This window comes from Providencia sp. PROV272, assembly GCF_049901975.1.
Classification (GTDB): Bacteria; Pseudomonadota; Gammaproteobacteria; order Enterobacterales; family Enterobacteriaceae; genus Providencia; species Providencia stuartii.
Genome location: NZ_CP096291.1, coordinates 798,993 through 813,951, shown reverse-complemented (window position 1 = coordinate 813,951; position 14,959 = coordinate 798,993). Strand labels below are relative to the sequence as shown.

At 37.6% G+C, this 14,959-nt stretch carries 8 protein-coding genes and 5 pseudogenes; 3 read left to right on the top strand and 10 right to left on the bottom strand.

What is annotated here, in order from left to right; translation table 11 throughout:
* Positions 1 to 318 precede the first annotated feature (318 nt).
* From M1E93_RS03560 to M1E93_RS03550, 3 genes and pseudogenes are all read left to right on the top strand, one after another.
* The gene (locus M1E93_RS03560) at positions 319 to 2,400 is read left to right on the top strand and encodes a TonB-dependent receptor (protein WP_001351060.1); all 2,082 of its coding nucleotides are present in this window, start codon (positions 319 to 321) and stop codon (positions 2,398 to 2,400) included.
* Between the two features lie 10 nt (positions 2,401 to 2,410).
* On the top strand, positions 2,411 to 4,780 hold the full coding sequence (locus M1E93_RS03555; RefSeq protein WP_004239729.1) for a TonB-dependent receptor plug domain-containing protein: 2,370 nt from the start codon (positions 2,411 to 2,413) through the stop codon (positions 4,778 to 4,780).
* A gap of 447 nt (positions 4,781 to 5,227) precedes the next feature.
* Positions 5,228 to 6,149, top strand: a pseudogene (locus M1E93_RS03550) (ArdC family protein).
* 352 nt (positions 6,150 to 6,501) lie between these two features.
* Here M1E93_RS03550 and M1E93_RS03545 read toward each other — a convergent pair.
* The 10 genes and pseudogenes from M1E93_RS03545 to M1E93_RS03500 all read right to left on the bottom strand — a co-directional run.
* Positions 6,502 to 6,657: pseudogene (locus M1E93_RS03545) on the bottom strand (ClbS/DfsB family four-helix bundle protein); the annotation flags it as partial.
* Positions 6,658 to 6,669: 12 nt separating this feature from the next.
* Positions 6,670 to 6,885: pseudogene (locus M1E93_RS03540) on the bottom strand (integrase core domain-containing protein); the annotation flags it as partial.
* A gap of 12 nt (positions 6,886 to 6,897) precedes the next feature.
* Positions 6,898 to 7,962 (bottom strand): IS110 family transposase, encoded by a 1,065-nt coding sequence (locus tag M1E93_RS03535; RefSeq protein WP_004239726.1) that lies wholly within the window; start codon positions 7,960 to 7,962, stop codon positions 6,898 to 6,900.
* Positions 7,963 to 8,172: 210 nt separating this feature from the next.
* A pseudogene (locus tag M1E93_RS03530) lies at positions 8,173 to 9,125 on the bottom strand (IS3 family transposase); the annotation flags it as partial.
* Between the two features lie 20 nt (positions 9,126 to 9,145).
* Positions 9,146 to 9,259: pseudogene (locus M1E93_RS03525) on the bottom strand (DUF2857 domain-containing protein); the annotation flags it as partial.
* Positions 9,260 to 9,283: 24 nt separating this feature from the next.
* Entirely contained in the window at positions 9,284 to 9,472 is a 189-nt protein-coding gene (locus M1E93_RS03520; RefSeq protein WP_000200567.1) for an AlpA family transcriptional regulator, read from the bottom strand.
* Between the two features lie 908 nt (positions 9,473 to 10,380).
* Entirely contained in the window at positions 10,381 to 10,524 is a 144-nt protein-coding gene (locus tag M1E93_RS03515; protein ID WP_000482925.1) for a hypothetical protein, read from the bottom strand.
* Positions 10,525 to 10,693: 169 nt separating this feature from the next.
* Positions 10,694 to 11,443, bottom strand: a complete 750-nt coding sequence (locus M1E93_RS03510; protein ID WP_000071884.1) for a 4'-phosphopantetheinyl transferase family protein — start codon at positions 11,441 to 11,443, stop codon at positions 10,694 to 10,696.
* A 12-nt stretch (positions 11,444 to 11,455) separates the two neighbouring features.
* Positions 11,456 to 13,183: an ABC transporter ATP-binding protein gene (locus M1E93_RS03505; RefSeq protein ID WP_000588838.1), complete on the bottom strand. Its 1,728-nt coding sequence runs from the start codon at positions 13,181 to 13,183 to the stop codon at positions 11,456 to 11,458.
* A complete protein-coding gene (locus tag M1E93_RS03500) occupies positions 13,176 to 14,942 on the bottom strand; it encodes an ABC transporter ATP-binding protein (RefSeq protein WP_001044024.1) in 1,767 nt (588 codons plus the stop codon). Before M1E93_RS03500 ends, M1E93_RS03505 begins: the two co-directional genes overlap by 8 nt.
* Positions 14,943 to 14,959: the final 17 nt, after the last annotated feature.

Genomic DNA, 14,959 nt, shown 5'->3' with positions numbered 1-14,959 from the left:
ACAGGCTTTACGCATAGCGATCTCCTTCGTTGGCAAATTAATTATGCGGGATACTTACACCGTCAACCCCAGTATGCAGAGGATGAAGCATCAGATCGGAGCATTGTCTGATGGTGCCATACACCAGATTTAACAATAACCCGTTTAATACGCCAAGCTGCAAAGAAGCAATTAAGTATTCTAAAACAGATAGTTAAAACTTAAACCTTATCTAGGACAGCCCAAATTTTTATTATTTTTTAAATAATCACTTGCTAATGATAATTATATATACATACAATGTGATATGTTATAACATAACAAAAAATGGCGGATAGTATGAAAAAATCTATTTTTAATTATACAACATTTTTTATTTCAATGAGTTATTCCTTATTTGCAAATGCAAGCCCTGCAATAAAATCAACTGAAAATCGGAACAATGAGGTATTAGAGGTCTATTCAACACCTTTGCATACTCCGCAAGAGAAAATGGCGATCCCCGTTTCTGTTCTGACACAAGAAGATCTACGCGCTAATCGTAGTGCCTCGATTGCTGAAACCTTAACATCCTTACCAGGTTTTCATGCCAGCTTTTTTGGTGGAGGCTCAGTTCATCCAGTTATTCGAGGAATGTCAGGCAATCGAGTCAAGGTATTACACAGTGGTAGTGATCTTATGGACGTATCCTCTATTGGTGCAGATCATACAATCACCAGTGAACCCTTTTTAAGTCAACGCATTGAAGTATTAAAAGGCCCTTCAACATTACTTTATGGAGGAGGCACAATAGGCGGTGCAATTAATGTTATTGATAGCAAGATTCCTATGTCAGTGCCTGAAAAAGGCTATGAGGGTGAATTGCATTATCAATACGATTCTGTTTCTAAAGGAAATACAGGATCAGTAGGATTAACGTTAGGAGAAAATAATTTGGCGCTTCGCCTTGAGGGTACTAAACGTTATCAAAGTGATTACAAACAACCAGAACCTTTACATCAAGGAGAAACTAGCCGTTTAGCAGGATCTTATCAAGATAACCAATCGGCAAATATTGGTGTATCCTGGCTTTTTGATGACGGTTATATAGGGATTGGTTATGGTGAACAACATCGTCGATATGGGCTGCCTGGTCATACGCATTTTCATGATCATGAAGATGATCACCATCATCACGCCCCAATTCGCCCTCCTTTAATCGGCCATCATCATCATAATCACAATCATGAATACCCTGATGAACAACATCAACATGGTATTCCTTATATTGTTATGGATAGCAAACGATGGGATCTTCGTGGTGAAAAAAACAATCCATTTACTGGTATTGAATCAATACGTTTCAGTGCGGTCAGAACCGATTATCATCATGATGAAAAAGAAGGAAATGAAGTCAGTACCTCATTTAAAAACAAAGGCGATGAATTAAGACTGACATTTACACATCAACCTATTTGGGGTTGGCATGGTGTTATTGGCGGGCAATTTAACCAGCGTGATTTTAGTGCTCAAGGAGAAGAAGCTTATGTACCGTCAACAAAAACAAAAAATCACTCACTCTTTTTATTAGAAGAATACCAATTAGGTGATTTTCGCTATGAATTAGGATTTCGCCAAGAGTGGCAATCACTGTTAAATAGAGAAACTCAAAAAAATAATAAGCAGAGTGCATCTTCTATTTCTGCTGGATTAGCATGGAATTTTACACAAGACTATTTTTTAAATTTATCACTTTCACACACGAAAAGATTACCTGTTGCAGAAGAGCTTTACGCGAATGGTGTTCATGCTGCAAGTCGAACTATTGAAAAAGGCGATCCTAATTTAACCGCAGAGGCTGCAAATAATATTGATATTGGAATAACTAAAGTAACAGGTGATATTCAATTCAATATGAGTGCCTATTATAACCGTATTAATAATTATATTTACGGTCAATTTACGGGGACTGAATTAAATAATGGCTATCGTTCATTACAATATGTTCAAAATGATGCACAGTTTAAAGGTATAGAAGGAAATATTGATTATTACTATAACCAAGATAGCTTAATTGGTATTTCTGGTGATTATGTTAGAGCAAATTTACTACACAATAAGGGAAATATACCAAGAATACCGGCTTATCGTTTAAGTACTTATATTAAACATAGTTTTACAGAAAACGTAATTGGACAAATTCGCATTGATCATTTTGGAAAACAGAATAAAACAGCAGACTATGAAACATCCACAGAGGCTTATAACACAGTTAGTTTAGGTAGTGAATATATTGGTTATTTAGATAACACAGATTATACCTTATACGCCAAGATTAATAATATCTTTGATGTAAAAGGGAAAGACAGCACCTCTTATATTAAAGATGAAATGTATTTACCTGGTCGTAATATTATCTTAGGCGCTACTCTTACATTCTAATATGAATATCATGAAAAAAAGTAAACTCTCTATTATTTTACTTATACTTTTGTCGTCTCCTTTATATGGAAAAGAGAATAATCAAGATAAAAGCCAAGAAAAAGAAACATCAAACGATGTTATTACTGTTAAAGCAACATCAATAAAAAACAAAGAGACATTCTCCTCTTTATTACTCAATAATCGAGAAGAGATAAAAGGAAAACAACTTGAACAAATAAAAACAAATACGATTGGTAATACCGTTTCAAAAGTTGCTGGTGTACAAGCGGAAGGTTTTGGCCCAAATGCGGCAAGGCCTGTTATTCGAAGTCTCTCTGGCAATAGAGTCGGGATTTTAGTTAATAATCTTCCGATTAATGATGTTTCATTTATTAGTGGGAATATGCCTATTCCTGTTGATATGAATAGAATTAACGAAATATCAATTAGTAAAAGCTCCGAAGCACTACTTTATGGTGGTAGCAGCAGTGGTGGTGCAATTCATTTGTGGGATGATCGAATAATGACACAGTTTCCTGAAAAAGCAATTTCAGGTGCCGTGACATTTAATGGTAGCACTAATAATGGTAACGGTGGATCAGTAAATATTAAATTCAGTAATAAAGAAAACTGGATTTTTAATCTTTCCGGTGCTACTAAACGAGTCTCAAAATATAAAATTCCAACACGCTCTAAAGTTGGTGCTTGCTATAGCTATCAACAGCTAAAAGACCACTCTGCATTACGTGATCAATGCCAAGTGGATATGAAAGTGTTTACTAGCCGTAACCCTGAAGCGTATCCTTACATTAGTGAGTTTTGGAAAAAATATCAGGTTGAATATGAGTTAAGCGAGGATGATAAATATACCTTTAAAGATAAGGACTATTTTTCAGGTATTGGTTATGTAGATAATGAACCTAACTTACGATATAAACCTGGTAGCCCCACATCTATTGAACATGTCACACCTCCAAAGCATTATGTTGAAAATAATAATAACGAAATTCCCAATAGCTTTTTAAAAAGCCAAAGTGGTAACGCATCACTCTCTTATATCGGAGATGACGGTTACTTAGGTTTTTCTGTCACTGATTTTCAAACATCGTATGGAGTGCCAGGCTATGCTTATCTCACAACTAAAACAACTCGAGAAAGGTATAAACCTGTTTCGGTTTCAAATAGTAATCGAAGAATAGATATACAAGGAAAACATGATCATTTAGCACCATTTTTAAGAGACAGTGCTTTTTATTATTCTTATTCTGAATCTAAAGATGAAGAGTTAGTCGGCCAAATTGCTTCATCGGTATTTAATACAAAAAGCCATCAGTTAGCTTTAGAAACTGCACATACTCCGCTATTTAATCGACTTAATGGTGCGTTTGGGATCAACGGTAATTATCGTGATCTGAAAACGTCTGGTTATGATGCTTATTTACCCAGTGTATTAACCAAAGAGTACGGAATATATTGGGTTGAATCGCTAAATTTATCTCCTTTTGAGCTCACTGCTGGATATCGTAAAGGTTACACTCAACATAATCTCAATATTCCAGCGAATTATAATCGTGGTAGAGGGCAAGGTTCTAATTTACAAAACCGTCATTTTGATACAAGTGCAAATACACTCGCTCTATCTTTTACACCAATTGATGAATGGACATTAAAACTACAACAAAATATTTCTTATCGAGCACCAGAAATTAATGAACTTTATACACATGGCCCTCATTATGCTTATTTAATTGAAGAACAAGGAAACAGTGAATTTAATACCGAAAAAAGCAAAAGTATTGAATTATCATCTGTTATTGAGATTGGCAATTTCTCTAATAAACTTAATTTGTATAAAACAGACTACAGTGGTTTTAAATTTAGACGATTAACGGGTATCAGTCGTGGTGCTGGTCCTGTTATGGAATGGGATGACACCGATCTTGAAACAAAAGGATTAGAATATGAATTTAAATATTTATATGAAATGCCTCATGATCACAATCTAACATTTACACTATTTGGTGATTTTGTCGAAAATAAAAGCAAAAGAAAACTGTTTATTGCAGGTCACTATTTGCCAAATTTACCTAATGAAAAGCATGGTATCAGTATTTATTACCAACATGATGAATTAACTGCATTTAGTAGTGCAACTTACTATAAAAAACAAAAAGAAAGCGGTGGGTTAATGTATGGTGGAGATATGGCCTTTCCTTCCTATACGTTAGTTGATGCGGGGATTGGCAAAAAATACCACCTTGATAAGGTAGATGTTTCGGTTGATTTTATTATTAATAATCTCACCGATACTGAAGCAAGACCTGCATCTTCTCAATTGAAATATTTAGTCCCATTACCGGGTCGAAATTATGGGATAAATGTCAAAATTGATTTTTAATATATTCTGATTTAATAAGATATAAAGTAAGTGAGGTACTCTATGGGTGCCTCTTTTTTTTATAATCATGCACAATTAACTTGAAGATGCATGTTTTAGGGCTCTATCACATTAAGGTAAGCACACCTGTTTTAATTCTAGACATTTTTTGAGATCTCGGTGCCAACAAGATGTTTCTATCAGTACCAATCCCCAATTCATTACCACAAATCTACTTTTCACCAATACGGAGTAAAGGGCGCTAAGTTCGGCTATGCAGGGACCGATTTTTCCTCCTGTGTGCTTTTTGTTCCCGTATCAGCTTCCGGTTAATCATTTCACGGCACAACCGGTCCCGTAAGGGTGAAGTGCACGCATGCTGCACCCTTGTGGGCCAGAACGATGCCGAGAAAGCGAACTGTCAGGCGATACGAAGATGAAAATCACATTACTGATGGAGAAAAAACTATGATCACTTCCTTGCATACTCAGACAAGTGCCTCTAACACCGCAACGGCGACCAGCGTATCCCCGCTGGACCCGTCAGGCTCCTCAAAAACGAAATTTTCCAAAACCAGAACCGATATTTATCAGATCGTTACCGACCTCATCATTACCACACTGGAAGTAGGCGTTAAACCCTGAGTGTGTCCGTGGCAGCGCGTACCGGGTATGTCCGGCATGCCTTCCAACTACGCTACTGGCACAGCCTACAGCGGGTGCAGTGAATCAGAATGAGGATTCAGTGATTCCTGCTGGATGACATACAAACAGGCTAGGGCAGAAGGTGCGCAAGTTCGTAAGGACTAGCACGGCATGACCGCCATTTTTTATACCATCCTGGAGAAGGAAAACGACACCGGAGAAATTGACCATATCCCGATGCTGAAAACCTTTGTCGTGTTTAATGTCGAACAAATTGATGGCCTCTCACTGACGGCAGATACCGTTGCCCCACAAGCGACGTTTGACGCGTTGCCACAGGCTGAAAATCTGTTCTGTAACAGCGGTGCTAACATCATTGAGAAAGGACAAAACGCCTTTTTCATGCCATCAACAGATGAGGTTTTGTTACCTGAACGTCGTTTTTTTCCGATGCCGCTAGCTTTTATGCCACGGATCTGCATGAGATTGTTCACTGGAGCGATGGCAAAAGTCGCCTGAACCGCGAAATGAAAGGAAGATTTAGCAGTGAAAATTATGCATTTGAAGAGTTGATCGCCGAGCTGGGAAGCGTGTTCCTGATGGCGGATCTGGGGATTGTCGGATAGGTTCAGCACGAAAGTTATATTGCTTCTTGGCTGAAAGCACTGAAAAACGATAAGCGCTATATTTTTAAAGCCGCCAGGCAGCATCGAAAGCGCATCGTTATATGATGGATAAGGTCTGAACAGAGGAATAAGACGCCGCAAAGGAATGCGGCCTTAACCTTATTTTTGGATCTGGCAGAGTGACATAGATTTCAATTTCCCTGCGAATGCGGACGGTAAAGAGCCCGCTCATCCTGCAAACTACATTTTTATACTGTTGATAATAGGGTATTCCTTAGTCATGGTAATAAGGCTCAGAAAGCCATATTTAGCTTTCCATAATGGAATATTATCGCCACCTTGAAGAATTCTTTGTTCCGGTTACAGAATCTGCATTTTTATTGAGAGCAAGGGATTTAACCTGCCACGGCGTGGTCAGATTAAGGATGTGGGCATAGAGCGATTTTTCGGCCATTAATTTGACGCTGATGCTTACTTTAAATTGTTATTATTTTTTGCCCACTTTTTTAATCTTCCATTCGCGTTGGTATAAGGCGAAGATGTATTAAATGAGATCATTCGGCCCATCGTCCATTTTTTGTATCATGGTTCACCATACAAAACATCATCAGTTCGTTCATCAATAAGCTTTTGTAGTGGTCAACTAAAACTGGCCACGGTTTTAGAGTTTTTTCGGTATCGGTTTTCCGATTCATTTGGTGGTAATCCACCGTTATATTCGTGCGGCCTGAGTTCGCTGTAATACCCGACGATATAACCCGTTATCGCTTGAGCAGCTTCACTGAAGCTGGTGTAGCCTGTCACCGGCATCCACTCATTTTTCAGACTCCTGAAAAAGCGCTCCATCGGACTGTTGACGCTCCTATGTCAAGAGCGGCGATTGGCATATGCGAGGTCCGATAAAATCAATGGATAGAGCTCACGGACGATGTAGCGTTTTAGGCATCTCAGGATCTCTTTAGTCGATAGCCCTTCACCAGTTCGTCTGTCGACATAGATTCTCGTGCGCGGATCGCTACGCATACGTACAAGGGCTATTGTCCACAGGGCATTGTTTGCTTCACGTGAGCCACCACGGTTTAATCTGTGCCTTACTGTTTTCCCTGATGATGCTGGCAGTGGATTTACGCCACAGAGCGATGCCAGGGCCGCTTCATTTTTTAAACGTTCGGGGTTATCACCCGCAACTGCCAGCAGTGTTGCAGCCGTCTGTGGCCCAACGCCAAACTGGCTACGAAGGTTACTGGCATACTTGCGGGTCAGTTTATCTAGTGATTCGTCTAGTTCATTCAACTCTTCAGTCAGGGCCATCCATCGTTTCGCAAGGCTTCGAAGCGTACTGCACAAGGCTATACGTAACGGTGAGTGCTCTGACACTTCGCTGTTAATGCAGGCAGTTACGCATTCGTGTGGTTTCGATTTCCAGAGTTTGTCGCGAACATCTTGCGGGGCACTAACCAGCAGTGCACGAAGCTGATTAATCGCCTGCGTACAGGCTTTTACTGCACTACGTCGGGCAACACTAATAATCCGGAGAGCCTCACATGCACCTGACTGCATTTTTGGTATGGCCTTGCTGCTCCCTGAAAGCACTGTCCGGGCTGCATTTTCTGCATCTAGTGGATCTGACTTCCCTTCAAGGCGGCGTTTTGAGCGATCTGGCCGGTTAACTTCAACAACATAAATGCTATTCTTGATGAGATAGCGTGTTAATGCGGCACCATATGTTCCTGTTCCTTCGATGCCTGCTCGTTCGAGGCTACCGAAAGAACGTGCCCAATCAAGTAGTTCCAGATAGCCCGCTTGATTTGTTTGAATAATGTGAGTTCCAAGCAGTTTACCTGCCTGACTGATAACAGCGCCGACATGAATATCAAGATGGGTATCGACACCCAGAATCACGGTTTCAGAAGATTGGCGGTCGTTTTGCATGGTTTGCCTCCAGATATTGGTAGCACAATCATCCCCATCGCAGGACAGGACACTCGGGATGCAGCACAAAGCTCCTATCAGGTCACAAACTCTGGGCCCGGTTATGCCCGGGAAATACCAGAATCGGACGACAGGTCAACACAAAGGCATTTGAGCCAATCCCAGCACGGGTCAGTCCGATCCGGTATTTGAAAGTATATTAGAATGAGTATCCCAGCAGTTTCCGCGCCTGCTCATACTTTGCCTGATCCGGTATCGCCACAGTAACTGCCTGAACTACCTGCTTGTATAGTGACTACCCTAATCACTGTGGAACATAACCCCGGATGGCTTACCGCGTCTTTCCCATGCCATTTTCAGTGCTTTGGTGGTCAGCCTGCTGTCCGGAGAGAACGACATTGCCCACCCCACGGGTTTCCGTGCAAATAGATCGAGTACCACAGCAAGGTAAGTCCGGCGTTTACCTGTCCAGATATACGTCACATCGCCGCACCATACCTGGTCAGGCACTGTCACTGCAAACTGACGTCCGAGGTGATTCGGGATAGCAATATGTTCGTGTCCCCCACGTCTATATCGGTGAACAGGCTGCTGACAACTCACCAGCCCCAGCTTCCTCATAAGATGGCCGGCAAGCCATCGTTCCATCCGGAAGCCCCTGTGTGTGGCCATTGTGGCGATACTTCTTGCATCCTCGGAGCCATGACTGAGGCCGTGTAGTTCCTGAACCTGACTGCGTAATACAGCTAGCCTGCTATCCGGCTTGTCAGGACGGTTTTTCCGGTATTTATAGCTGCTGCGGTGAACCCCAAACACGTGGCAAAGCGTGGCCACAGGATAATGCGCTCTGAGTTTCCCGATTATCGAGAGTTGTTCAGGGAATCTGACATCAAGAGCGCAGTAGCCTTTTTTAATATTTCATTTTCCATTTCAATACGTTGAAGTTTTTTCTTCAGCTCACGTATCTCAATTTGCTCCGGCGTGATAGGGGAGGCTTTAGGTGTTTTGCCGGCACGTTCATCTCGTAGCTGCTTTACCCACCGGGTCATAGTGGAAAGTCCGACATCCATGGCATTTGCGGCATCTGCAACCGTATAGTGTTGATCCACCACTAACTGAGCGGATTCACGTCTGAATTCTGCACTGAAATTTCGTTTTTTCATTAAAGCACCAGTGTTGTCCTGAGGGTATTCATTTCGTCGAAGGTGAGTCCCAGAGATTCACGATGGTGAATATTGTCTTCTTTCAGCGCACGCAGGGCATCTGTTAATACGGCGTAATTCAGAGACGGAATCATGATTTCGGACCTTCCTTAAACACTTCAGCGGTTGGCTAATTTGAGGTTGATCCATTCATCAATTTCAGATTCGAGCCAGGCTACGCTGGCAGGGCCAACCTTTATTATTGAACGAGGAAAAGAGCCCCCTTTCATATACAGATAGATTTGCGAGCGTTTCAGACCGGTTTTTTCTTCGACCTGTTTCAGGCGTAATAACTGATGTGATGTCATGATTTTCTCCAGTGTAGAGTGGGGTTGGAGAAGATAAAAAAGCATAAGCGAAGGTGAAGAAGAAAGCACGTAAGCCCGTATTAAGAGTTTTTGAGTTCTTAATACGTATTTCAGTATAATGGTGAGTTAAATCAATAAGGCACTGAAGTGGGAGAACCGCGTTCAAGTGCTGTTTTCAGTGTATCGCCGCTGAATTTGTCAGTAATACCTTCGGTAGATGCCCATTGTTCGAAAATGGATAAAAGCTTGTAAGGTTTTCCTAGTAATGGACTGATGACTTCATTATGTTTACATGAAAGCCAGAAAAGACGAGATAAAGGGCTGGATATGCGTGTCGATGTTGGAGTGTGTTTAATATTTACATAGGCATTCATCAGCTTTTGTAGTTCAGTCAGGCGAATTACAAAACAGGAATCTTGTGGTAATTTATAAATAGGGAAATATTCTTTGTCACTGGATTTATGAGTTTCATTCGATTAATGTTGTTATAAATCTCAGATTTTAGTTCTTCAGGTAATTACATTAGTTGTTGGCTAATTCGTTCTTTTCATGTTATTTTCTCAAACGCTTGAAATAGAGTTCTTGATAATAAAACTGAAATGCCATAATTAATACATTGATTGCCTGTGATTGGTGGTGATATATTGATTGAGTGCGCCAGTAAGTGTTGAATTGTTACGAATTCATACCCGATCAGAGTGGTATCAATGACCCATTTTTTTAGAATGAATATATTTATCTTGAGTGAGTGTGGTATAATTTATATGTTTAATGAAACAATGTGTATCAAGATAGCATAAACGATCTGTGAGAGAGTTTCCTATTTTTTTCAATTTAATTTTATTCTTAATTTTTGTGACTTTCCTTAATATAATTGTAGATTGAAAGTATATAGATAAATAAATGTTTCAAGATAGCGCATGGCGATAAACGTCGCTGTCGGTTAATTGTTTCTCTGTTTTTTTCTGGTTGGCTAGGTATACAGCTTCAGGTATGGTTAACCAATCGGATTTATTTTTAATAATAGTATTTTTTGTTTTATTGTTAAACATAATTTTTCCTTATTTATATGAGTGCTAATATATTGATGGTTTTTTATAATTTATTCGTGTTTTGGTGTGAATATATGAATTGAATTGTCATATCTTTTATATGACCTATAGTCAGTCAAATAATACTTAAAACTAACTGTTAATATATAATTTCATTGTGGTCGTATAACTATAATAAATGATGTGGCAGGTTGCTTTTTATATCACCCCATGTTAAGAATTTATAGTTAAATGGATGGTGATATGTGATTATGGATATTTTATAGCTATCTAATATTGATTTGGTAATATATGAAAGATGAGCAGAGTAATGCTGTTCTATAAAATATAATTTATCAAATTGATCTCTCTTTATATAAAAATCTAAATTCTTAATGATTTCTTCTGATAATCCAATGCCTCTTGATTTAATATAGGCTTCTTTTAATGTCCACATCTTATAGAAATTATGTTTTTTTTGAGTCTCGTCAAAATAAGATAGGTATTTTTTTTCTTTTTTTGAGAAATAATAATCTATAATGCTATTTATTTCTATATCACGGTTGAAATATTCAATATCAATACCAACGGATGATGTATTTGAAATAGCGAGAGCAACACAATTATTTGAATGTGATAAATTGAAGTAAATGCTTTCCTTTGATTCGTTTAAAATAAATGGTTTCCCGTACTCATTTTTTGAAAATCTTACATCTTCTGGTGAAATTTTTAAATAAAATGATAAAATATCGCGTAACATGACTCTTGATAGCAAAAAAATATTTCGTTGTTTTATAAAAGGGTAGTCGAATAACGATGAAATTTCATCGTTATTTAAGATGTGCATTCTGGATTTAGCTTTACTTAAACATGGTATCGTTTGTAGATTACCAATCCAGATATGCACCTCATTATCTATAAACAAGTTGCTATTACTCATTGCATTTGGCTATTAGCATAACGCTTTCTGTTGTAACCATAAATGTGCATATAAGCCATTTTTTGCAAGTAACTCAGCATGTTTTCCTTGTTCTGCTATTTTTCCATTTTCCATTACGATAATGTTATCGGCATTTTTAATGCTATTTAATCGATGGGCAATCATAATGATTGTCTTATCTTTTGATAACAATGATAAAGCTTGTTGAATTAATACTTCTGATGAACAATCGATACTCGATGTTGCTTCGTCGATCAGTAAAATTGGTGCATTTTTTAATAAAGTTCTAGCAAGAGAAAGACGTTGACGTTCTCCACCTGAGAGTAACATACCACCGTAACCAATAGGAGTATCATAATTTTGTGGTTTTTGTATAATAAACTCATGTGCATTAGCTAATTTAGCTGCAGTTATTATTTCATCATCGTGAGCATCTGTTTTTCCCATTAAAATATTATCTTTAATTGTTCCTGAAAATAAAACGACATCTTGATAAACAGAAGATACATATGAACAGAGTTTATCGGAATTTATTTGGTTAATATTAATATCATCTAGCAATATTTCACCTTGGTTAACATCCCATAGACGAGAAATAAGCTGTAGTAAAGTGCTTTTCCCTGAGCCACTAGGGCCAACAATAGCAGTAAAGCTTTTTTCAGGAAAACAGCAAGATATATTATCTAATGTTAATTGACTATTATAAGGATAAATAAAGCTTACATTGTTAAAATAGATATCTGTTCTTATTGGTAATTGAGTATATTTAGGCTCAGAAAGTGGAACCACTTTCATTACTTCTTCTATGCGTTGTAATGATTTTTGTGCATAATTTAACAACATACTGGATAATCCTAAATCAAAGAATTGTCGATAAATGGGGAGTGCTAATACAAGGAAAAAAACGAATTGAGAAGGAGAAAGTGAGCCACTAATTAAACGGCTTGTTCCTATTATCATTAATAAAATAAAACCTGATTCAAGAATAAAACCATAAAGTGCAATCCAAGGGGCAGGCTTGGAATCTAGAACTATTTGGGTTTTATTTTGTGTTTCTAAGGCTGCTTTTAGTTTTTTCCATGCAGGACCAAGTCGCCCAAAACTACGAATAACCATAATTCCTTGGATATAATCGAGTAATTCGGATTGTACATTGGCATTAGCATCAGCTGCCTGTTGTGCAGCTTTTAACATTATTTTATGGCTTATGGATAATGCGAACAGAGCGATTGGAATAGAAAATAATATAATTAAAGTGAGTTGCCAATCTACCCATACTAAGAATAGTGAGAGAAAAACAGGCATCGCTAAAGTACTGATAAACATTCCTAAGAAATGTGACCAGATATTTTCAATGATCTCTAAATCAGCAGTAAGCCGTGATGCAAGATCACCACTGCGTTGAGAAGAAAACCAGCCAATCGGGATTTTTCGTAAATGATCGGCTATTCTTAGACGGGCTTGTCCCATCATTTTATAAGCACCAATAAAAATCATTGGCATACTATAAGTACCAATGACAATACGCAGAACAATAGATAAGAGTATTGATAAAAAGTAATAAAATAACTGAGCTAGTGTGATTTTATTGGCAAAAAGATCAATTAATAAAAAATAGAGTAGAATATACGGAATAGTAGCAAAAAGACCTTCAACTACGGCAAGGCATAGACCCACCATTAAATCTTTATCTTTTTTATTAGAAAGCAAATAACCTGATTTAATTAATTCTTTAATCATTATTATTCTCCTGGATTAATTGCCAATGAATAGTGTGACTATAATCATTCCATAATTTTTGATAGGTTGGGCATTGGTTTAATAAATGGGTGTGTGTACCTGTATCAATAATCTTTCCATTATCAAGCACAATAATTTTATCTGCGTTAATAATAGTATGTAGGTTATGAGTGATCATAATAACAGTCCGATTCTGGCATAGACTCTTTAATGCGCGATAGATCAAAATTTCATTTTCAGCATCAACATTGGCAGTAATTTCATCGAGAAGTAGGATTGGAGAGTTTTTTAATAGTGCTCTTGCAATTGATAATCGCTGTTTCTCTCCACCTGAAAGTTTATTTCCTTGTTCACCAATTAATGTATTATATCCTGCTGGGAGTTTTTCAATAACATGATGAATATTGGCTGCTTTAGTTGCTTTGATAATATCCTCAAATAAGGCATTAGGATTTGCTATGAGTAAATTTTCTAAAATAGTTCCATGAAATAGATATACATCTTGAAAAACAACACTTATTTGAGAAAGTAAATCAATTTCTGGCCAGTAGTTGATATCATATTGACCTATTTTTATTTGGCCAGAAGTACAATCATAAAAACGGGGAATTAGTTTTAATAATGAGGATTTTCCTGCACCACTGTGGCCTACAATTGCAGTTGTTGTACCCGCTTGGGCATTAAAACTAATTTTCTCTAATATCGGTTTATCACCATGATCCAAACAGACATCTTTAAAAGTAATATCGCTATTTTTAGGGAGAGTAAAATGTTTATCATGTTGTTTATGCTCTGAAAGTTCAAGGATCATACTGATATGTTTTAAGGTTTGTTTTCGTTGAGCTTGTTCTCCTAGCACAAATGTTAGTCGTAATAACGGCGCAAGTACGAGGGGGGATGTCATTAAAAATAAAATATAAGTAGATAAATCAATATTTTGATTTAAATACATCCACCCACCTACTGGTGCTATAATAACGAGATTCGCTGTTAATATCCCACTAAATACCATCCAAGAGCCTGTACTAGCTTTGACATTATTTTTTATCCATTTAACAGAGGAATTGATAGATTGAGATAATTTACCAAAAGTATGGGAGGTTAAGTTAAACGCTTTTATTTCTCGTATTCCTTTAATATATTCTCCTATTTCATTAGCAATTTTTTTCTGAATATTCATCCACTCATTGGTTTGTTTATTGGCTCGACGCAACATGAGAAGTTGAGCCATAAAAGCAATGGGTAATGGGGTTAGAGATAATAAGGCAAGAGGCCAATTTACATAAAAAAGTAATATAATAGCGATAAAGGGAGTCACTATGGCTGAGACGAGATCAGGTAGCATATGTGCGAAAAAACCTTCTAAGCTTTTTATATCATCATTGATAATACGTCGCAGATTTCCACTGCCATATTGAGCAAAAAATGATAATGGTACTTTACTGATTTTTTTAGCTATTGCGAGTTGTAATTGATGCTGAATATAAAAAGCACCCCGATGTGCGGCAATATGACTTATTGCCATTAATCCCCAACGTAAAATTAAAATAATCACAGTGATATAAACTAGATTATTTATTTGTTGAATATTAGGTGATGTTGAAAAACAAATCTGGCTGATTTTATAGATGATCCATAATGGTGCTAAACTTAGCATTGTTGAGATTATTGCCATAATAATGCCACTAATCAGAGGGAGTGGGGCTAATTTTATTAAAATACGAAAGTTAAGTGGCAAAGTATCTATTGTTTTATTCATATATATTACCTAATCAA

What these genes read in the sequence shown, in the direction of transcription:
- M1E93_RS03515 (WP_000482925.1), bottom strand. Translation starts at nt 10,524, where the DNA reads ATGTTTAACAATAAAACAAAAAATACTATTATTAAAAATAAATCCGAT.
- M1E93_RS03535 (WP_004239726.1), bottom strand. Translation starts at nt 7,962, where the DNA reads ATGCAAAACGACCGCCAATCTTCTGAAACCGTGATTCTGGGTGTCGAT.
- M1E93_RS03510 (WP_000071884.1), bottom strand. Translation starts at nt 11,443, where the DNA reads ATGAGTAATAGCAACTTGTTTATAGATAATGAGGTGCATATCTGGATT.
- M1E93_RS03520 (WP_000200567.1), bottom strand. Translation starts at nt 9,472, where the DNA reads ATGACATCACATCAGTTATTACGCCTGAAACAGGTCGAAGAAAAAACC.
- M1E93_RS03505 (WP_000588838.1), bottom strand. Translation starts at nt 13,183, where the DNA reads ATGATTAAAGAATTAATTAAATCAGGTTATTTGCTTTCTAATAAAAAA.
- M1E93_RS03500 (WP_001044024.1), bottom strand. Translation starts at nt 14,942, where the DNA reads ATGAATAAAACAATAGATACTTTGCCACTTAACTTTCGTATTTTAATA.
- M1E93_RS03560 (WP_001351060.1), top strand. Translation starts at nt 319, where the DNA reads ATGAAAAAATCTATTTTTAATTATACAACATTTTTTATTTCAATGAGT.
- M1E93_RS03555 (WP_004239729.1), top strand. Translation starts at nt 2,411, where the DNA reads ATGAAAAAAAGTAAACTCTCTATTATTTTACTTATACTTTTGTCGTCT.